23 protein-coding genes are annotated in these 18696 nt (G+C 69.7%); 17 read left to right on the forward strand and 6 right to left on the reverse strand.

Going from position 1 to position 18696, the window contains the following annotated elements; all coding sequences use genetic code 11:
* The first annotated feature begins 105 nt into the window (after nucleotides 1-105).
* Together BOSE46_RS06895 and BOSE46_RS06900 are read left to right on the forward strand one after the other, a co-directional pair.
* Nucleotides 106-1371, forward strand: a complete 1266-nt coding sequence (locus BOSE46_RS06895) for a sensor histidine kinase (RefSeq protein WP_159539543.1) — start codon at nucleotides 106-108, stop codon at nucleotides 1369-1371.
* The gene (locus BOSE46_RS06900) at nucleotides 1353-2009 is read left to right on the forward strand and encodes a response regulator transcription factor (protein WP_159539544.1); all 657 of its coding nucleotides are present in this window, start codon (nucleotides 1353-1355) and stop codon (nucleotides 2007-2009) included. Before BOSE46_RS06895 ends, BOSE46_RS06900 begins: the two co-directional genes overlap by 19 nt.
* 107 nt (nucleotides 2010-2116) lie before the next feature.
* On the opposite strand, the gene BOSE46_RS06905 is transcribed toward BOSE46_RS06900, so the two are convergent.
* Nucleotides 2117-3397, reverse strand: coding sequence for an MFS transporter (locus BOSE46_RS06905; protein WP_159539545.1), 1281 nt, complete (start codon nucleotides 3395-3397; stop codon nucleotides 2117-2119).
* Between the two features lie 95 nt (nucleotides 3398-3492).
* Here BOSE46_RS06905 and BOSE46_RS06910 point away from each other — a divergent pair, with 95 nt between their 5' ends.
* The gene (locus BOSE46_RS06910) at nucleotides 3493-3981 is read left to right on the forward strand and encodes a helix-turn-helix domain-containing protein (RefSeq protein ID WP_159539546.1); all 489 of its coding nucleotides are present in this window, start codon (nucleotides 3493-3495) and stop codon (nucleotides 3979-3981) included.
* Nucleotides 3982-3984: 3 nt separating this feature from the next.
* On the opposite strand, the gene BOSE46_RS06915 is transcribed toward BOSE46_RS06910, so the two are convergent.
* On the reverse strand, nucleotides 3985-4446 hold the full coding sequence (locus BOSE46_RS06915) for a group II truncated hemoglobin (RefSeq protein ID WP_159539547.1): 462 nt from the start codon (nucleotides 4444-4446) through the stop codon (nucleotides 3985-3987).
* Nucleotides 4447-4526: 80 nt separating this feature from the next.
* Here BOSE46_RS06915 and BOSE46_RS06920 point away from each other — a divergent pair, with 80 nt between their 5' ends.
* The 8 genes from BOSE46_RS06920 (at nucleotide 4527) to BOSE46_RS06955 (ending at nucleotide 10824) form a co-directional block, all read left to right on the forward strand.
* On the forward strand, nucleotides 4527-5150 hold the full coding sequence (locus BOSE46_RS06920; RefSeq protein ID WP_159542547.1) for a TOPRIM nucleotidyl transferase/hydrolase domain-containing protein: 624 nt from the start codon (nucleotides 4527-4529) through the stop codon (nucleotides 5148-5150).
* 42 nt (nucleotides 5151-5192) lie between these two features.
* Nucleotides 5193-5411, forward strand: a complete 219-nt coding sequence (locus BOSE46_RS06925; RefSeq protein ID WP_159539548.1) for an SCO4848 family membrane protein — start codon at nucleotides 5193-5195, stop codon at nucleotides 5409-5411.
* Nucleotides 5412-5425: 14 nt separating this feature from the next.
* Complete coding sequence (locus BOSE46_RS06930; RefSeq protein ID WP_159539549.1) at nucleotides 5426-5704, forward strand: GNAT family N-acetyltransferase; 279 nt, start codon at nucleotides 5426-5428, stop codon at nucleotides 5702-5704.
* Nucleotides 5705-5883: 179 nt separating this feature from the next.
* Nucleotides 5884-7257 (forward strand): DEAD/DEAH box helicase, encoded by a 1374-nt coding sequence (locus BOSE46_RS06935; protein WP_201299564.1) that lies wholly within the window; start codon nucleotides 5884-5886, stop codon nucleotides 7255-7257.
* An 87-nt stretch (nucleotides 7258-7344) separates the two neighbouring features.
* Nucleotides 7345-8166, forward strand: a complete 822-nt coding sequence (locus BOSE46_RS06940) for a sulfurtransferase (RefSeq protein ID WP_201299565.1) — start codon at nucleotides 7345-7347, stop codon at nucleotides 8164-8166.
* Between the two features lie 60 nt (nucleotides 8167-8226).
* Nucleotides 8227-9456: an Nramp family divalent metal transporter gene (locus tag BOSE46_RS06945; RefSeq protein ID WP_159539550.1), complete on the forward strand. Its 1230-nt coding sequence runs from the start codon at nucleotides 8227-8229 to the stop codon at nucleotides 9454-9456.
* A 45-nt stretch (nucleotides 9457-9501) separates the two neighbouring features.
* Nucleotides 9502-9921: a VOC family protein gene (locus tag BOSE46_RS06950; RefSeq protein WP_159539551.1), complete on the forward strand. Its 420-nt coding sequence runs from the start codon at nucleotides 9502-9504 to the stop codon at nucleotides 9919-9921.
* Between the two features lie 42 nt (nucleotides 9922-9963).
* The gene (locus BOSE46_RS06955) at nucleotides 9964-10824 is read left to right on the forward strand and encodes an Fpg/Nei family DNA glycosylase (protein ID WP_159539552.1); all 861 of its coding nucleotides are present in this window, start codon (nucleotides 9964-9966) and stop codon (nucleotides 10822-10824) included.
* 80 nt (nucleotides 10825-10904) lie between these two features.
* Here BOSE46_RS06955 and BOSE46_RS06960 read toward each other — a convergent pair whose 3' ends face one another.
* Nucleotides 10905-11732 carry an EamA family transporter gene (locus BOSE46_RS06960; protein ID WP_159539553.1) on the reverse strand — a complete coding sequence of 276 codons (828 nt, stop codon included), beginning with the start codon at nucleotides 11730-11732 and terminating at the stop codon, nucleotides 10905-10907.
* A 66-nt stretch (nucleotides 11733-11798) separates the two neighbouring features.
* Between BOSE46_RS06960 and BOSE46_RS06965 the strand changes: the two genes are divergently transcribed.
* Together BOSE46_RS06965 and BOSE46_RS06970 are read left to right on the forward strand one after the other, a co-directional pair.
* A complete protein-coding gene (locus BOSE46_RS06965; protein WP_159539554.1) occupies nucleotides 11799-12425 on the forward strand; it encodes a hypothetical protein in 627 nt (208 codons plus the stop codon).
* A 6-nt stretch (nucleotides 12426-12431) separates the two neighbouring features.
* Nucleotides 12432-13265, forward strand: a complete 834-nt coding sequence (locus BOSE46_RS06970; protein WP_159539555.1) for a DUF72 domain-containing protein — start codon at nucleotides 12432-12434, stop codon at nucleotides 13263-13265.
* Here the strand turns inward: BOSE46_RS06970 and BOSE46_RS06975 are convergent.
* From BOSE46_RS06975 to BOSE46_RS06985, 3 genes are read right to left on the reverse strand one after another with little or no spacing between them, the layout of a single operon-like run.
* Nucleotides 13262-13849 carry a TetR/AcrR family transcriptional regulator gene (locus BOSE46_RS06975; protein ID WP_159539556.1) on the reverse strand — a complete coding sequence of 196 codons (588 nt, stop codon included), beginning with the start codon at nucleotides 13847-13849 and terminating at the stop codon, nucleotides 13262-13264. The genes BOSE46_RS06970 and BOSE46_RS06975 overlap by 4 nt on opposite strands.
* On the reverse strand, nucleotides 13846-14574 hold the full coding sequence (locus BOSE46_RS06980; protein WP_159539557.1) for an ABC transporter permease: 729 nt from the start codon (nucleotides 14572-14574) through the stop codon (nucleotides 13846-13848). The genes BOSE46_RS06975 and BOSE46_RS06980 overlap by 4 nt, the downstream gene beginning before the upstream one ends.
* Nucleotides 14571-15290 (reverse strand): ABC transporter ATP-binding protein, encoded by a 720-nt coding sequence (locus BOSE46_RS06985; RefSeq protein WP_159539558.1) that lies wholly within the window; start codon nucleotides 15288-15290, stop codon nucleotides 14571-14573. Before BOSE46_RS06985 ends, BOSE46_RS06980 begins: the two co-directional genes overlap by 4 nt.
* Nucleotides 15291-15420: 130 nt before the next feature.
* On the opposite strand from BOSE46_RS06985, the gene BOSE46_RS06990 reads away from it, so the two are divergent.
* The 4 genes from BOSE46_RS06990 to BOSE46_RS07005 all read left to right on the forward strand — a co-directional run bounded on the left by BOSE46_RS06990 (nucleotide 15421) and on the right by BOSE46_RS07005 (nucleotide 18677).
* Nucleotides 15421-16137, forward strand: a complete 717-nt coding sequence (locus tag BOSE46_RS06990; RefSeq protein WP_159539559.1) for an ABC transporter — start codon at nucleotides 15421-15423, stop codon at nucleotides 16135-16137.
* Nucleotides 16138-16200: 63 nt separating this feature from the next.
* Nucleotides 16201-17409 carry an NAD(P)/FAD-dependent oxidoreductase gene (locus BOSE46_RS06995; RefSeq protein WP_159539560.1) on the forward strand — a complete coding sequence of 403 codons (1209 nt, stop codon included), beginning with the start codon at nucleotides 16201-16203 and terminating at the stop codon, nucleotides 17407-17409.
* Nucleotides 17406-17561 (forward strand): hypothetical protein, encoded by a 156-nt coding sequence (locus BOSE46_RS07000; protein WP_201299567.1) that lies wholly within the window; start codon nucleotides 17406-17408, stop codon nucleotides 17559-17561. The genes BOSE46_RS06995 and BOSE46_RS07000 overlap by 4 nt, the downstream gene beginning before the upstream one ends.
* Nucleotides 17562-17600: 39 nt before the next feature.
* A complete protein-coding gene (locus BOSE46_RS07005) occupies nucleotides 17601-18677 on the forward strand; it encodes an NADH:flavin oxidoreductase/NADH oxidase (RefSeq protein ID WP_159539561.1) in 1077 nt (358 codons plus the stop codon).
* Nucleotides 18678-18696 lie beyond the last annotated feature (19 nt).

An 18696-nucleotide genomic window follows, 5' to 3' on the forward strand; every position in this document is an offset into this window, starting at 1 on the left:
GTCGTCTCTGGCCCGCGAGCCACTTCTGGGGTATCGCAGGAGATACCCCGGAAGTGGACCTGAGGTCACTGCCACCGAGCGCGTGCGCGCCTAGGCTGGGTCATCATGACTTCCGCGACGCGCACGTCCTCCGCGTGGTCGGCCGTCGGCGGCAACCCCGTACGTCTCGTGCTCTCGTCGTGGCCGTGGCGCTCGCTCCTCTATCTCCTGACGGGCGCTGTGGTCGGCCTGGTGTCGTTCATCGGATTCTTCGTGACGATCGGCGTGGGTGTCCTCACGGCACCACTCATCATCGGCCTGTTCATCCTCGGCGGGGTGCCGAGGCTCGGCGCCATGATCGCGGGGCTGGAGCGGCGCCGGCTCCCGGTGATGCTGGAGGAGGACGTGGCGACCGACGTCTCGGACACGCCGTGGTGGCGCACCCCGCGCGACGCCGCGTCGTGGCGAGCGCTGGGGTACGCCGTCCTGCTCGCACTGTTCCTCTGGGTCGTGGACGCCCTCGTGGTGGTGCTCGTCGTCACCTTCGTCGTGGTCTCGCTGATCTCGCCGCTGCTCGCCCATTACGACACCGTCGGCATGCTGTGGTGGCAGCTCGACTCGACCCGCGAAGCGGTGCCGTTCGCGATCATCGCGACCCCCGTCGGCATCGTCGTGGGGGCGTACGCCCTGACGGTCCTCGCCGCTGCCCAGTCGTCGCTGGCGGGCATCTTGCTGAGTCCCCGGGAGGAGGAGCTCGAGGCGCGGGTCACCGAGCTGCGCCGCTCGCGGATCGAGCTGGTCGACGCCTTCGAGACCGAGCGCAAGCGGATCGAGCGCGATCTGCACGACGGCGTGCAGCAGCGCATGGTCGCCCTCACGATGTTGCTGGGGCGGGCCGAGCTAGACGTACCGGAAGGCGAGGGACTCGCGCTCGTGCGCCAGGCCCACAGCGAGGCTGAAGCCGCGCTCGCCGACCTGCGTGAGGTCGTGCGTGGTGTGCACCCGAGGGTGCTCACCGACCTGGGCCTGGCCGCGGCGATCCGCGAGGTCGCCGACCGCATGCCGATACCCGTACGCGTCGACGTGTTCCTCGACGAGCGGCCGCCTCCGCAGGTCGAGGCAGCCGCGTACTTCGTGGTCAGCGAAGGACTCGCCAACGTCGCAAAGCACTCCCGGGCCCGCAGCGCCGCGATCCATGCGCGGCGTTCTGGCGACTCGCTGGTGCTGGTCGTCACCGACGACGGGCACGGCGGCGCCAGGCTGGGGGAGGGCACCGGCCTGTCCGGGCTCGTCACCCGGCTCGACGCGTTGGGTGGCACGCTGTCGGTGACGAGTCCCGACGGTGGACCGACCGAGCTGCGGATGGAGAGCCCATGGCACGTCGACCGCTGAGGATCGTGCTCGCCGAGGACTCGGCACTGCTTCGTGAGGGGCTCGTCGGCATCCTCGAGCGAGCCGGCCACGAGGTCGTGGCGAGCGCCACGGACGCCGACGAGCTGATCGCGGCGGTCCGCGCCGATCCGCCCGACGTGGTGATCACGGACGTACGCATGCCGCCGGGCCACTCCGACGAGGGACTGCGAGCCGCTGCTGCGATCCGCGAGGACCTGCCGACCCTGCCGATCCTCGTGCTGTCGCAGTACGTCGCCGACGCCTATCTGCCTGCGCTGATGGACTCGGCGGGCACCGCCGGCATCGGCTACCTGCTCAAGGATCGGGTCGGCCGGGTCGCCGACTTCCTGGCGAGCCTCGATCAGGTCGTCGACGGGCAGACCGTCGTCGACCCCGAGGTGGTCCGGCAGCTGCTGACCCGACGCAGTGACGACGGCCCCCTCGCTGCCCTGACCGCCCGCGAGCGCGAGGTGCTCGCGCTGATGGCCGAAGGGCGTACGAACGGGTCGATCGCCGAGGCGTTGTTCGTCAGCGACGCCGCCGTGCGCAAGCACGTCGGCAGCATCTTCGCCAAGCTCGACCTCGGCGACGACAACGACCGCCGCGTCTCCGCCGTCCTCACATACTTGCGGGGCTGATTTCCCGGTGGGATGGACTCGGCCATAGGCCGAGCGCAGCGAGGCAGACACCCGGGCGAAGCCCGGCAGCGACGAAGTCGCTGGAGCGGCGACGGAGGAGCCGCGTGTCACATAGGCACCACCGTGAGGGACTCGCGTACGGCGGCGCGCTTGCGGGACGAGCCGAGGATCCAGGACAGCACGGCGGCGACGGCGCAGAGGCCGGCGCCACCGAACCACGCCAGCGAGTAGCTGCCGGTCTGGTCCCGGATGACGCCCGCGACGAGGGCAGCTGCTGCGGCGCCGAACTGGTGCGAGGCGAAGACCCAGCCGAACACGATAGTGCCCTGGTCGCCGAAGATCTCCCGGCACAGGGCGACGGTCGGCGGCACGGTCGCGACCCAGTCGAGCCCGTAGATCACGACGAATGCGACGATGCTCGGCCGTACGCTCGACGACAGCAGCGTCGGCAGCAGGACGAGGCCGACACCCCGGAAGGCGTAGTAGCCGACGAGCAGGAGCCTGGGGTCGTACCGGTCGGTGAACCAGCCGGACGCCACCGTGCCGGCGATGTCGAAGATGCCGACGACCGCGAGCAGGCTCGCCGCCGTCGTCTGGTCCATGCCGTGGTCGTGGGCCGACGGTATGAAGTGGATGCCCACCAGGCCGTTCGTCGTCGCGCCGCAGATCGCGAACGCCGCCGCGAGCGCCCAGAACGCCGGCACCCGGGCAGCGGCGCGCAACGCGTCGGTCGCCCGCTTCGCCGCTCCACCGGTCTCCCTCAACGGCGGCGCCCAGTCGGCCGGAGCGCCGTACGGGCTGAGGCTGCGGTCCTCGGGGAAGTCGCCGATGAAGCGGATCACGAGGGGTACGACCAGCAGCGCTGCGCCCGCGATCACGAGTGACGCCGTGCGCCAGCCGACGTTCTCCGCCAGGGCCGCGACGATCGGCAGGAACACCAGCTGGCCGGTGGCGCCGCCGGCGGTCAGGATGCCCATGACGAGGCCGCGGCGCTCGATGAACCAGCGATTGGCGATCGTCGCGGCGAACACCATCGCCATGGAGCCCGTGCCGAGTCCGATCAGCACGCCCCACGTGATGAGCAGCTGGAACGACTCGGTCATGAACACCGTGAGCCCGCTGCCGAGCGACACCATCAGCAGCGCGACGGTCGTGACCTTGCGGATGCCGAACTTGTCCATCAGCGCTGCCGCGAACGGTGCCGTCAGGCCATAAAGCAGCAGATTGATGCTGACCGCGAGCGACATGATGCTGGTCGACCAACCGAACTCGTCGTGCAACGGCACGAACAGCGCACCCGGCGCGGCGCGGAAGCCGGCAGCCCCGACCAGCGCGACGAACGCCGTCACCGCGACGAACCAGGCCGGGTGGATGCGCGTACGAGTCATGGGCCCTGACTTCCTTGAGGAAAGTTGACGGACCGACCATACTGTTGCTGGCTTTCCTGAAGCAAGCCGATATCCGGCCACATGTGAGGTGCATCGTGCCACTACGTTCCGACTGGTCAGAGGACCTGTGTCCCGTACGTCGTGGCCTCGACGTGCTCGGTGATCCCTGGATCATGCTGATCATGCGCGAGGTCCTGCACGGACGCTGCAGGTTCGACGCGATCCGCGACAGCATCGGGATCTCGGACGCCGTCCTGAGTCGCCGGCTCAGGCTGCTCGTCGACGAGGAGCTGCTGCGCAAGGTCGAGTACCGCGCCGATCGGCGTACGCACTTCGAGTACGTCGCGACCGAGGCCGGCGCCGACCTGCTGCCGATCATGCATGCGGTGTCGATCTGGGCGGAGAAGCACACGCCGATGCCCGAGGGTGGAGCGCACATGGCGTTGATCCACGAGACGTGCGGTGCCGAGACGACGTCGGCAGACCTGTGCAGCGGATGCGGCGAGGTGCTGCAGGCCGGTGACGTCAGCTGGGACAAGCCCTGGAAGTCGACCCGCGAGCGCCTCGTCGGCGCGACCTCCTAGGGCTCAGCCCTCGTACGGCGGAGCCTCGCCCCAGCCCCACCGCGGGGACGGCAGGTCCGGCGGGGGAGTCGCGCCCTCGGCCGAGTTGCCCTTGGCGATGCGGGTGCCCCACTCGACGTACGCGACGAAGGCCGAGCGGAACTCCGGATCGTCGGGCAGGCCGGCCTCGTCGGCGCTCGCGGCGATCAGCCCGGCCCAGCGCACCCGCTGCTCCTCGGTGATGCCGAGACCGATGTGATGACTGAGCATCGTGGGATAGCCGCCCTGCTCGTCGGTGTAGGTCGTCGGGCCGCCGAACACCTCGCCCAACCACAGCGCGACGTGCTCACGGTGCTGCGCACCCATGTGGCGGAACACCGGCTCGAGCACGGGATCGGCGAGCACGCGGTCGTAGAACACCTCGGTCAGACGCCGGAGCGCGGCGTGACCACCGCACCACTCGTAGAGGGTCGGGGTCGCACTCATCGTCGCTCCTGCCTCGGACGGGTAACGCGATCGTAGTCGGACTGGCTGACTCATCAGTGCACACTGGTCGGGTGGACGACATGACCCGCCTTCGCGAGTCGGTCGTCGCATGGGCCGCAGGCGGTGCCGATGCCGCAGCCGCCGGGGAGCTGACCCGGCAGCTCGTCTCGACGGTCGGGCTGAGGACGGCCGTGCTCGTCGAGGGCATCAGTGACCTGGCTGCGGTCGAGCGGCTCGCGGTGCGTCGAGGCCGGGACCTGGACGCCGAGGGCGTGTGCGTCGTGCCGATGGGCGGGGCGACCAGCATCCGCCGGTACGTCGACCTGCTCGGCCCGGCCGGCCTGGGCGTCCGGCTCGCCGGGCTGTGCGACCTGCTCGAGCTGGGTTTCTTCGAGCGGGCCCTTGCACGAGTCGGGCTGGGGCTCGACGGGTTCTTCGTGTGCGATCCCGACCTGGAGGGTGAGTTCATCCGGGCCCTCGGTGTCAGCGCGGTGGAGCGGGTCATCGAGCTCGAGGGGGACGCTCGTGCGTACGAGATCTTCCGCCAGCAGCCCGCCCAGCGAGAGCGCACCGACCAACGCCGGCTGCACCGCTTCATGGGCACACACGGGGGCCGCAAGGAGCAGTACGGCCGCGCACTCGTCGACGCGCTCGACCTCGACCGGGTGCCACAGCCCCTCGACGACCTGCTCGCCAAGCTCTGACCTTTCGACGAGCTCAAGGGGCGGGGCTGGAAGGATGGCGGCATGGAACTTCCCCTCGCCTGGTCCCTCGTGCTCATCGTCACCGCGATCTGGAACTTCGTGATCTGGCCGCCGTTCCTCAAGCGCGTACGCAAGGACGAGCGGTCGCGCGACGCCGCCGGCAATGCGACGACGTTCCTGCGGGTCCACACGATCCTCATCGCGATCTCGCTGGCGCTGGCCGTCGCGGTCGGCGTCCTCGGAATCGTGACCCTCGCCTGAGCGTTGTGCCTGACATGACGAACAAGGTGACGCACAACCCCGAGCAGAACCGCTACGAGATCCACGTCGACGGCATCCTCGCGGGCTTCACGCAGGCATTCGAGGACGGTGACGTGGTGACGTTCCCGCACACCGAGATCCTCGACCAGTTCGAAGGCCAGGGACTGGCATCCGAGCTGGTCACCGATGCCCTCGACGACATCCGGGTGCGCGGCAAGCGGGTCGTGGCGACGTGCCCGTACGTGGCCCGGTTCATCGACCGGCGCCCGGACTACCAAGACCTGTTGGCGTGACCACACGCACATTCCACGATTCGTTGGGCGAGGCAACGAACTGCTAGAATGTGAACACGTGAACGCACCAGTCCGGTGCTGTTCCGGCCCGACGAAGTAGCGCATCTTGCGTGAAATGGATATCGGGCATTCATCCCGAATCGTCTGTGAGTTCCTTGAATCAGCCTGAAGGCAGCTCTGTGCTGCCCACCTTTTCCACCCTCGACCTCCCCGCCTCGCTGGTATCCGCGTTGGCACGCCAGGAGATCGTCAACCCCAGTCCCGTCCAGCAGGCGGTGATCCCCGATGCGCTCGCGGGACGCCACGTGCTTGGTCGCGCTCGCACCGGCTCCGGCAAGACCCTGGCCTTCGGCCTTCCGGTCCTCGTCCGGCTCGCCGGGCGCACGAGCCGCCCCAAGGCGCCTCGCGGCCTGATCCTGCTCCCGACCCGTGAGCTGGCGACCCAGGTGCGTACGGCCATGGAGCCGCTCGCGCAGAAGATGGGCCTCCGCCTGACCACGGTCTACGGCGGTGTGCCGATCAACAAGCAGATCAGCACGCTCCGCAATGGCGTCGACATCGTCATCGCCACCCCGGGCCGCCTGACCGATCTGCTCGATCGTCGCTGCATGACGCTCGACGACATCGAGATCACGGTCCTCGACGAGGCCGACCACCTGTGCGACCTCGGCTTCTACAAGCCGATCGACGCGCTGCTGACCAAGACCCCCGAGTCGAGCCAGCGGCTGCTGCTGTCGGCGACGCTCGACGGCGACGTCAACAAGCTCGTCAAGCGCCACCTGCCCAAGCACGTCCTCCACGAGGTCGACTCGGGCGAGAGCGCGGTCGACACGATGGAGCACCACGTGCTCGTCAGTGCCGCGACCGAGAAGTCCAAGACCGCGTTCGACCTGCTGCGCGCCAACCCGCGCAGCATCGTCTTCACGCGTACGCGCCGCGGGGCCATGCGCCTCGCCCGCCAGCTGACCCAGAACGGCATCGAGGCCGTCGACATGCACGGTGACCTCTCGCAGCGTCACCGTGAGCGCAACCTTGAGGCGTTCAGCAGCGGCCGCGCCAGTGTCATCGTCGCGACGGATGTCGCCGCGCGTGGCATCCACGTCGACCGCATCGGTCTCGTCGTGCACTACGACGCGCCGGCCGAGCACAAGGCCTACCAGCACCGTTCGGGCCGCACGGCTCGCGCCGGCGAGTCGGGATCCGTCGTCACGATGACGACGCCCGAGGCGCTGCGCGATGTCATGCAGCTGCAGAACAAGGCCGGAGTCACGGCGCGTCACCACGACGCCCGCACGGCGCCGTCGCCCATGACCGCCGAGGCGCTGTCGGGTGCCGGCACCGAGGCCCCGCACATGTCGTCCGTACGCCAGGGTGCTCGCACCTCGGGCAACGGCGGCGGTCAGAGCCGCGGCGGAGGACGCCCGCAGGGCGGCTTCCGTGGCAACGGTGGCGGCCGCCCGCAAGGTGGCGGAGGCAACCGTGGCGGTGGCGGCGGACGCCGTCGCAGCGGTGGCGGATCCGGTGGATCCACCCGCGTCTACTCCTCCTCGTAACAGCCCGTACGACTGAAGCGGCGTCATCCCAGGTCACGCACCCGGGGTGGCGCCGTTCGTCATGCGGGGACTGCCTAACCTGATTTCGTGAGCATCCTGATCCAGGCGCCGGAGCTGATGTCCTCGACCGGGCGGGTCGTCCTGCTCGACGTCCGCTGGAAGCTCGGTGGTCCTCCTGGGCGGGAGGACTACCTCGCCGGTCACCTGCCGGGCGCCGTCTTCGTGGGGCTCGACACCGAGCTGGCGGCGCACGGCGAGCCGCAGGACGGCCGGCACCCGCTGCCCTCGATCGAGTCGCTGCAAGATGCGGCCCGGCGGTGGGGCATCCGCAGCGGCGACACCGTGGTGGCGTACGACGACAACGGCAACCTCGCCGCGGCCCGTGCCTGGTGGCTGCTCCGCTGGGCCGGGTTCGACGACGTACGCCTGCTCGACGGCGGACTCGCGGCGTGGGTTGCCGCGGGCGGCGACCTCGACACCGATGACGTCGTGCCGGAGCCGGGAGACGTGACGCTCGACGCCGGACACGTGCCGACGATCGACATCGACGGCGCCGCAGAATTCCCCGGTGTGCTGCTCGATGCGCGGGCCGCCGAGCGGTACGCGGGCGAGACCGAGCCGATCGACCCCAGGGCCGGACACATCCCGGGCGCCGTCAGCGCGCCGACGACCGACAACCTCGACGACGACGGCCGTTTCCTGCCCGTTGCCGAGCTGAGGCGTCACTTCGAGGCGCTCGGCGTACGTGACGGGGTCGACGTCGCGACCTACTGCGGATCCGGCGTCACCGCCGCGCACGAGGTCGCCGCCCTCGCGATCGCCGGTTTCGACGCCGCGCTCTACCCCGGTTCGTGGTCGCAGTGGAGCAACCACGACGACCGCCCGGTCGCCACCGGCACCACCCAGTAGCCCCGCCCGGCCCGGCAACGGGCGTCGCGACCGGTGTGCGATCGACGGCAGGCGTACGAGATGCTGGGCACCATGCTCGTGAAGGGAAGGCTGCCCCGCGTCTCCCTGCTCGGGCCTGCCTTCATCGCGGCCGTGGCGTACGTCGATCCGGGCAACGTCGCGACGAACGTGACCGCCGGCTCGAAGTTCGGCTACACCCTCGTCTGGGTCGTCGTCATGGCCAACGTCATGGCCGTGCTGGTGCAGTACCTCTCCGCCAAGCTCGGCATGGTGACCGGGCTGTCGCTCGCCGGTCACATGGGTCAGCGGCTGCCGACGGCGCCCCGCATCGCGTACTGGCTGCAGGCCGAGGCCATCGCGATCGCGACGGATCTTGCCGAGGTCGTGGGCGGCGCGATCGCGCTCTACCTGTTGTTCGACCTGCCGCTCGTGCTCGGAGCGATCATCACTGCCGCGGTCGCGATGGTCGTCCTGCGCATCGGCGACCTGCGTGGCCAGCACACGCTCGAACGCGTCATCGTCGGATTCCTGGCCCTGATCGCGGTGGGCTTCATGGCCGGCCTGTTCGTCGACCCGCCGGCGGCCGGACCCCTCGCCACCGGCTTGCTGCCGACCTTCGACGGCACCGACAGCGTCCTGCTCGCCTCGGGCATCATCGGTGCGACCGTCATGCCGCACGTCATCTACCTGCACTCGAGCCTCACGATCACCCGTCTCGACCGCCGCGGCGAGGGGCTCACGGTCCGTGAGCTGCTCTCGGCAACACGTACGGATGTCGTCCTCGCGCTCATCCTGGCGGGCATCCTCAACCTGTCGCTGCTCGTCGTCGCCGCCTCGAGCCTCGACGGCCTGCCCGGCACGGACACGTTGCAAGGAGTGCATGCCGTCGTGACCTCCGAGCTCGGCGCCGGGGTCGCCCTGCTGTTCGCCGTCGCCCTCCTCGGGTCGGGCCTGGCCTCGACCTCCGTCGGCAGCGCCGCAGGGGCCGAGGTCATGAAGGGACTGCTGGGCGTACGGCTGCCGATCCTCGTCCGCCGGGTGGTGACGATCATCCCGGCTCTCGTCGTCCTGGCGCTCGGGGCCGAGCCCAGTCGCGCGCTGGTCATCTCGCAGGTGGTGCTGTCGATCGGCATCCCGTTCGCGCTGATCCCACTCGTCGTCCTGACGGCTCGCGGCGACGTCATGGGGGAGTACGTCAACGCGCATCGCACCACGGCGGCGGCCTGCCTCGTGGCGGCGATCGTCATCGCGCTCAACGTGTCGCTGCTCTGGCTGACGTTCACGGGCTGATCCCATCGAGGTGCGGGTGTCGGTGGCCGGTGGGACGCTGGCGGCATGCCGCTCACGCTCAGACAGGTCGTGCTCGACGCCACCGACATCCGTACGCTCGCGGAGTTCTATCGCGAGCTCCTCGACCTGACCTACCGCCCCGGCGACGAGACACCCGCCGCTGGCGAGCCCGATCCGCACGGCCATGACTGGCTCGTCCTACGCGGCCTTGACGGTGGCATCCAGCTCGCGTTCCAGCTGGTCGACGTCCTCCCCGAGGCGACCTGGCCCGACGGGCCGGTGCCGCAACAGCTGCACCTCGACCTCACGGTCGGCTCGGTCGCGGAGCTCGACGCGCACCACCAACGGGCACTGGCGCTGGGTGCCCGCCTCATCCTCGACCGTTACGACGATCCCGACGAACCGCTCTACGTCTACGCCGACCCGGCAGGCCATCCGTTCTGCATCTTCGTGTCCCAAGGGTGACCGGCTATGGAGAAGTTGTCTCCCAACCCCGATCATTGAGTCATGCCTGAGCTTCCCGAGGTCAATGCGCTGGTCGAGTTCCTCGACAAGGAGACCGCCGGTGCCGTCGTGGTCGGCATCGAGCTGGCCTCGTTCGCCGTGCTGAAGACGTTCGACCCGCCGGTCTCGGCGCTGTCGGGCCTCGCGGTCACCGGGGTCAGCCGGCACGGCAAGTTCATCGACATCGACGTCGACGGCATCCACATCGTCATCCACCTGGCCAAGGCCGGCTGGCTGCGGTGGTCCAGCCAGCTGCCCGACACCAAGCTCAAGCTCGGCGCCAGCAACATCGCCGCGCGCGTGCGCCTCGACCGGGGCGACGGCCCGCACATCGGCTTCGACGTCACCGAGGCCGGCACGCGCAAGGGCCTCGCGATGTATGTCGTCCGCGATCCTTCGGAGATCGCCGGGATCGCCGCGCTCGGCCCCGAGCCGCTCGAGCCGGGCTTCGAGCTGCGCCCCTTGCTGGCCCGCCGCATGCAGGTCAAGCGCCTGCTGCGCGACCAGAAGATCATCGCCGGGGTCGGCAATGCCTACAGCGACGAGATCCTGCACGCGGCGAAGCTGTCGCCGTTCGCGATCGCCGAGAACCTCAAGGAGGACGAGATCGTACGCCTGGAGGCCGCGGTGCAGGACATCCTCCGTGAAGCCGTCGAGGAGGCCCGGGGCAAGCCGGCCGAGGAGCTCAAGGACGACAAGCGCACCCGCATGCGGGTCCACGGGCGTGCGGGCGAGAAGTGTCCCGTGTGCGGCGACACGGTGCTCGAGGTGACCTACTCGCAGTCGGCGCTGCAGTACTGCCCGACCTGCCAGACCGGCGGCAAGCCGCTGAAGGACCGGACGACGAGCAAGTTCCTCAAGTAGCGCGCGGCTCGTTCCTCGCCGCAGCAGCGGTTCGTCCCTCACCGCTGCCTCGCTTCGCTCGGCCTATGGCTGGGTTGGCCCTACCCGGCTGCGACCAGGGCTACTGCGAGGGCGGCGAAGACCAGCCCGACCGCTTGCCAACGCAGGATCTTCTCGCGCAGCAGCACCGAGGCCAGCAGCACCGTGCTCGCCGGGTAGAGCGACGAGATGACCGAGACGATCGACAGCAACCCATGGTGCGTGGCATACAGGAATGCGCCCTGCGCGGTCGCGCCGAGCGGACCCATCACGACGGCGCCCCAGACCTTGCGTCCGCGCGGGACCCAGGCGTGGCCGAGGACCGTGGCGGTCAGCACCACGCCGAGCACCGAGGTGAGCTGCGACAGGGCGAGCGGGTAGAGGCCGGCGTCGTCGCCGACCTGGCCCAGGAACGTGAACAGCAGGCCGAACCCGACACCGGCAAGGACACCATCGATGACGCCTCCGTGGTGGGCGGGGTTGTCGTCGACGACGCGGGAGATGAGGGCGATCGCGGGGAACGCGAAGAGCACGCCTACGAGTGCCATCGCCGACGGGCGGTCGCCGGTCGCCAGGCCCACCATGACCGGGATCAGCGCCGTGCCGATCGCCGAGATCGGGGCGACGACACCCATCCGCGCCGTCGACAGGCCGCGATAGAGGAAGGCGACGCCGAAGCCGCCACCGAGGCCGGCGAGCGCGCCGTGGAGCAGGTCGGTGCCCGTCGGCGAACCCGCGACGATGACGGCTGCCGCCAGGCTGAGCACGCCTGACGACGTCTGACCGACGACCGCGACCTGCCACGCCGATGTCCTCTTGGCGAAGATGCCGCCCATGAAGTCGGAGACTCCGTAGGCCAGGGCCGACAGGAGTGCAAGAGCGATGGCCACCTGGGCAGCCTATGGGGCGTCACGGACAGAGGGCGAAGTGTGATGTCCCTCAGTAGGCTGGAAGACATGAAGTTCGCTCGGGGATTCGGGTCGCAGGCCAATTCGGCCGTCGGCGGCTTCGCCTCGCGCGTCGACGGCCAGACCGGTGAGGTCGCCCACCGCGTCGCAGGCGTCATCGCCGTGGCGGTCCGCGTGCTGCGCCTGCCGACAGCGATCCTGCTGTGCGTCCCGCTGCCGTTCGTCCTCGCGACGCTGTCGCTCGGTGTGGTCGCCGACGGCGGCGTACGAGTCGTGGTCCTGCTGGCAGGCGTGGCGATGGCCGCGGTCAGTGCGGCGTTCTGGGCCCGGCGTCGCAACATCCTGCGCGCCGCGGACGACCCCGACAAGCTGGCCACCGAGCTCGGCATCGCGATCAGCCTCAGCGACAAGGTCGACGAGACCCGCGGTGCGCTGGAGCGCGTCGCCGGCGGTGGCGGATGGCGCCTCTTCGACCGTCTCAAAGGTGCCTGGGGCGGCATGTCGATGACCGGTCGGTGGATCGAGGGCGTCGGCGACCTGCCCCGCGCCCGCTACTTCGTGCCACCCAAGATCGGCACCACCGTCACGATCACGGTGGCTGCGCTGTGGCTGGTGCCGGTCTCGATCGTCGTCTCGCTGTTCGCCCTGATCGGGACGATCGCCGGATCGCTCTGACCCGTCGTGCCCGGCACCGTCAGGATCGGCATCTCCGGCTGGACGTACGCGCCTTGGCGCAAGGTGTTCTACCCCGAGGGCCTGCGACACAAGGACGAGCTCGAGTACGCCGCGAGCCGCATGACGAGCATCGAGATCAACGGCTCCTTCTACTCACTGCAACGACCCGAGAGCTACCAGTCGTGGCGAGAGCGGACGCCTGACGGATTCGTGTTCGCGGTCAAGGGTGGGCGCTTCATCACGCACATGAAGAAGCTCGCGGACGTCGATGCGCCGTTGGCCAACTTCTTCGCCTCAGGCCCGTTGGCCCTCGGCGACAAGCTCGGCCCGGTGCTCTGGCAGCTGCCACCGACGCTGGGGTTCGACGCGGAGCGGCTGGCGGACTTCTTCGGCAAGTTGCCCCGTACGACGAGAGCCGCGGCTGAGCTCGGTGGCCGGCACGACGAACGCGTGGCCGGCCGGGCGTACCTCGACGTCACGAGCGACCACGAGATCAGGCACGCGGTCGAGGTCAGGCACGACACGTTCCTGGCCCCGGAGTTCCTCGCCCTGCTGCGCCAGCACGGCATCGGGCTGGTCGTCGCCGACACGGCTGGCAAGTGGCCGCTGATCCGCGAGGTGACGGCCGACTTCGCGTACGTACGCCTGCACGGTGACACCGAGCTCTATGCGAGCGGCTACTCCGATGCCGCGCTCGACGAGTGGGCGACGTTGTTGCGCGGGTGGGCCGAAGGGGGCAGGGACGTCTATGCGTACTTCGACAACGACATGAAGGTCCGCGCACCGTTCGACGCCATGGGCCTGATCGAGCGGCTCGCCGATCTCGGCCCGGACACCTAGGCGTCGATCAGCACCTGCATGCCCGGGGAGTAGAGGCGTACGAGGTCTTCGACCGGTGCGTCCGCGACGGCGGGAATGCTGATGACGTAGCGCATCGTCGCCAGGCCGATCAGCTGGCCGGAGATGAGGGCGGCGCGCACGTCGCGGTCGTCGCCCTCGAGCACCTTGACGAGGGTCGTGATGAGGATGTTGCGGGCGAGCTGGAGCATCGGCGCCTGGGAGTCACCCGATCCCATCGTCGTGCGATACATCGAGCTGAAGATGTCGCGGTGCGGGTCCCACGAGCTGAGGAACGTCCGCAGCAGCCGCTCGGCCATGCCGTCGGGGCCGTCCTCGACGACCGACGCGATCTTCTCGATCGGGTTGACCGGCAGCTGCATCGTCGCGACGAGGAGGCCCGACTTGTCGCCGAAGTAGTGGCTGATCAGGCTCACGTCGACACCCGCCTCACGGGCGATCGAGCGCATCGAGGTGCCGCCGAATCCCTGGGCGGCGAACTGTCCGCGGGCGGCGTCGAGGATCGCGGTACGGCGGTCCGCCACGTCGCCGGCCGGTGGGCGTCCGCGCGTACGTTTGACGGTCATGGCGTCCTCCGGCGAAGGGTCAACGAGGCGCCGGCGAGGGCGAGGGTGCAGCAGCCGATGAGAATCACGAGGTCCTTGGTGAGGGTCGAGGTGAAGTCGCTGGTCGACCCTAGCTCGCTGAACGCGTCGGCCGCATAGCTCAGCGGCAGGACGTTGGACAGCCAGTGCAGGACGTCGGGCATCGAGTCGCGCGGGGCCAGGAGGCCGCACAGGAGCAGCTGCGGGACCACGATCAGCGGCATGAACTGGACGGCCTGGAACTCGGTGACCGCGAACGCCGACATCAGCAGGCCCAGCGCGGTGCCGAGCACGGCGTCGGTCACCGCGAACACGACGACCGCCCAGGGTGTGTTGACGTCCATGTCGAGCAACCAGATCGCGACGGCCGACGTCACGAGGGCCTGGGCCAGGGCGGCCGCGCCGAACGCGACGCCGTACCCGCCGATGAGCTCACCGCGTCGCAGCGGGGTGGTCAGCAGGCGCTCGAGCGTCCCGGACGTACGCTCGCGCACCATCGTCACCGACGTCACGAGGAACATCACGACGAAGGGGAAGATGCCGAGCATCTGCGGCCCCACGCGGTTGAACACCACCGGGTTGCCGTCGTAGACGTACTTGAACAGGAGCAGCAGGAGCGACGGGAGGACCACAATCATCGCGATGCTGCGCGGGTCGTGACTCAGCTGCTGGAGCACCCGACGGGCCGTGGCGAGAGTGCGAGTCATGCTGCCTTCCCCTCGGCGAGCACGAGGAACGCCTGCTCGAGGTCGTCCTCGCCGGTGTCCGCGCGGAGCTCGTCGGGTGTCGAGTCGGCGATGATCTGGCCCTCGCGCATCAGGAGCACGCGGTCGCAGCGGCCGGCTTCGTCCATGACGTGGCTCGAGACCAGGAGCGTCTTGCCTTGTGAGGCCAGGTGGGTGAAGAGCTGCCACAGGTCGCGGCGGAGGACGGGGTCGAGGCCGACCGTGGGCTCGTCGAGCAGGTACAGGTCGGGGTCGGCCAGGAGCGCGGCAGCCAGCGAGACGCGCGTTCGCTGGCCGCCGGAGAGGTCACCGACGAGGGTGTCCATCTTGTCTGCGAGGCCGACGTCGTCGACCGCCACCAGTGCGGCCTGCTCATCGCTTTCGGTGAGCGCGGCGAAGTAGCGGAGATTCTGCATCACGGTCAGGTCCGGATAGACCGAGCTGGCCTGCGTGACGTACCCGACGCGTTGCCTGGCAGCCGGACGGCCGGCGGGTCCGCCGAGCACGGTGACGCTGCCGGACTCGATGATCTGGATCCCGGCGATCGCCCGGATGAGCGTCGACTTGCCGCAGCCGCTGGGTCCCAACAGCCCGGTGACGGACCCAGTCGGCACCGACACCGTGAGATCGGGGAGCACGGTGTTCTTCCCGCGAGTCACCGTGAGGCGCTCGATCTCGATGGCCGGACTATTCAACATACGTTGAATATATAGTCCGGCCATCGAGTGGGTCAAGTCGGGCTCGCTGCTCCGGCTTTTCCACGTGTTCACGCAGCGAGGACCCTGCGACTACGTGACATCGCCGATGTCATGGTCCTACTGTTCACGCATGGACATCCGAGGACTGGCCCTGCTTCCCCTACGCGTGACGGTCGCCGCGACCCAGGCGACGCTCGGCCTCGGCCAGCTCGCGTCACCGCAGGGGCCGATCCTCCGTGAGGGCGGCTACGGCACCAGGCTGGCGCAGATCTTCGGCGAGGGCGGGCTGCTGGAGCAGCTCAACCGGATCCTGGCTGACGAGCGAGGGCCGATCGGACTCGCCAACACGCTGGCCGACCTGACGGCCGATGACCGTCCGGTCGGCAAGGCCCTGGCGCGCGACGGGCTGCTCGACCGCATGGCCGACGAGGAAGGCCCGTTCGTACGTCTGTTGGAGGCCGGCGGGCCGCTGGACCGCGCCCTGGGTGAGGACGGTCCGCTCTACCGCTTCCTCGCGCCAGGCGGACCACTGGACCGGCTGCTCGCCGAGGAGGGTGCACTCGACCGCATCCTCGCTGAGGGCGGACTGCTCGACCAGCTGCTCGCCGAGCAGGGCATCCTCGAGAAGCTGCTGGCACCCGGCGGAACCCTCGACCAGCTCATCGAGCTGGGCACGACCTTCGACGCGATCGTGCCTCGCCTGGAGACGTTGGGCAACGCGATCCCCAACCTCAACTCCGCCGTCAATCTCCTCAATGCCGCCGTCGAGCCGTTGGGTGCACTCGCGGGACGCCTGCCGGGTGGCCGCCGGAGGCCACCGGTGCTGGATCCCGTCGTCAGCGAGTAGACACAGGCCGGGCTGGGGCCGACGGAGTTCAATGGAGATGTCGACCGAGTCAAGGGGGACACCATGAGCGCCACGGATGCCATCGTCATCGTGGGTGGGGGACACGCCGGAGGCAAGGCCGCGATCGCCTTGCGCGGGGAGGGCCACACGGGCCCGATCACGATCGTCGGCGAGGAGAACCATCCGCCGTACGAGCGACCGCCGCTGTCGAAGGAGTACCTCCAGGGCGAGTCGGGGGCCGACGCGATGCTGCTCGAGCCGGCCGACTGGTACGCCGAGCACGACATCACGCTGCTCCAGGGCGTTGCGGCGACGGCGATCGACCGGGACGCGAAGCTGGTGCAGCTCGCGACGGGCGACCCGGTGCCGTACGACCTGTTGCTGCTCGCGACCGGGTCGACCCCGCGGCGGCTCGACATCCCGGGCGCCGAGCTCGCACTGACGCTGCGACGGGTCGAGGACAGCGACGCGCTGCGCGAGGCCTATGCGCGATCCGGCTCGGTCGTCATCATCGGTGGCGGCTGGATCGGGCTCGAGACGGCGGCGGCCGCCCGCAAGGCCGGGCTCGACACCACGGTCCTGGAGTACGCCGCCGTGCCGCTGCAGAACGTCCTCGGCGACGAGCTCGGCACCTACTTCGCCGAGCTGCATCGCCGCAACGGCGTCGACCTGCGTACGTCCACGGCGGCCGAGTCGATCTCGGGCACCGGCCCGTACGTCGTGACGGCCGGTGGCCAGGACATCACGGCCGACCTCGTCGTGATGGGAGTCGGCGCGGCACCCAACACCGGGCTCGCCGAGGCGGCCGGCCTCGCGGTCGACAACGGCGTCACGGTTGACGAGTCGTTTCGCACGAGCGACCCGGCGATCTATGCGATCGGCGACGTCGCCAACGCGCACAACACCGGGCTCGGCAGCCGGCTGCGCGTCGAGCACTGGGACAACGCGATCCGCCAGGGCGAGGCCGTCGCCAAGGTCATGCTCGGCCAGAGCGTGACGTACGACTGGCAGCCGTACTTCTACACCGATCAGTTCGACCTGGGGATGGAGTACGTCGGGCGCGGCAGCTCGGCCCACGACGTCGTCATCCGGGGCGACAAGGACAGTGGCGAGTTCATCGCCTTCTGGCTCGACGGCGACCGCGTCACCGCCGGCATGAACGTCAACATCTGGGACGTCACGGACGACATCCGCGCCCTCATCGGGAGTAGCGTGGATCGTGCGAGGCTCGCCGACCCCGGCGTGCCACTCACCGAGGTGGTGCAGGCATGACGCCCGACAAGGATCGCATCAAGCACCTGCCCAAGCCCGTACGTCTTGAGGACACCGTCACGACTGCCGACACCGCACCGGTGCCGGACCCCAGCGGGGGCCGCGACACCGAGCGTGACTTCATGATCCGTTACGGCCTCGGCGGACTCTGAGGTCAGGCCCGTCGGGTCGCGCTGTCTACTCTTGGCCGTGTGCCTGCACTCTTCGAGCCCCTGACCCTGCGCGGCGTCACCGCCCGCAACCGCATCTGGCTCGCGCCGATGTGCCAGTACTCCTGCTTCGAGCAGGACGGCATGCCCAACGACTGGCACCTGGTCAACCTCGGACAGCATGCGACGGGCGGCTTCGGCCTCGTGATGACCGAGGCGACCGCCGTGGTGCCGGAGGGGCGGATCAGCCCGGAGGACACCGGCATCTGGTCCGATGCCCACATCGAGCCGTGGCGCCGAATTGCTGCGTTCATCCGCAGCCAGGGCGCCGTCGCCGGGATCCAGCTCGCGCACGCCGGCCGCAAGGGCTCGACGTGGTCGCCGTTCGGTGAGGGGGACGGCACTGTGCCGGCCGAGCGAGGCGGCTGGCCGGCCGTCGGTCCGTCGGAGCTGGCGTTCGAGGGATATGCCGAGCCGCGGGCCATGACGACCGAGGAGGTGGCCGCACTGCCGCAGGCGTTCGCCGACGCGGCCGTACGCTCTGATCGGGCTGGCTTTGACGTCGTCGAGGTCCACGGGGCGCACGGCTACCTCCTCCACGAGTTCCTCTCGCCGCTCGCCAACCAGCGCACGGACCAGTACGGCGGCTCGTTCGACAACCGCACGCGCCTGGTCGTCGAGATCGTGGACGCCGTGCGAGCGGTGTGGGACAAGCCGTTGTTCGTGCGCCTGTCGGCGTCGGACTGGGCAGACGGTGGTTGGACGGTCGAGGAGACGGCCCAGCTCGGCGCGGTGCTCAAGCAGCACGACGTCGACCTGCTCGACGTGTCGTCCGGTGGCGCCGTGGCGCACCAGAAGATCGACCTCGGCCCCGGCTACCAGGTGCCGTTCGCCCGCGAGGTGCGCGACGTCAGCGGCCTGCCGGTCTCGGCGGTCGGCCTGATCACCGATCCGGCGCAGGCCGAGCAGGTGCTGGTCGACGGGTCGGCCGATGTCGTGATGCTGGCCCGGGTCGCGATCCGCGAACCCGCGTGGCCGCTGCGTGCCGCGCACGAGCTCGGCGTCACGCCCGACGACGCGCCCTATCCTCCGCAGCACCGCCGCGGCGCCTGGCGGTGACCTAGGGCCCACTGCCGAG

Origin of the sequence: Aeromicrobium sp. 9AM, from assembly GCF_902506105.1 — a bacterium.
In the GTDB taxonomy this organism is placed as follows: Bacteria; Actinomycetota; Actinomycetes; order Propionibacteriales; family Nocardioidaceae; genus Aeromicrobium.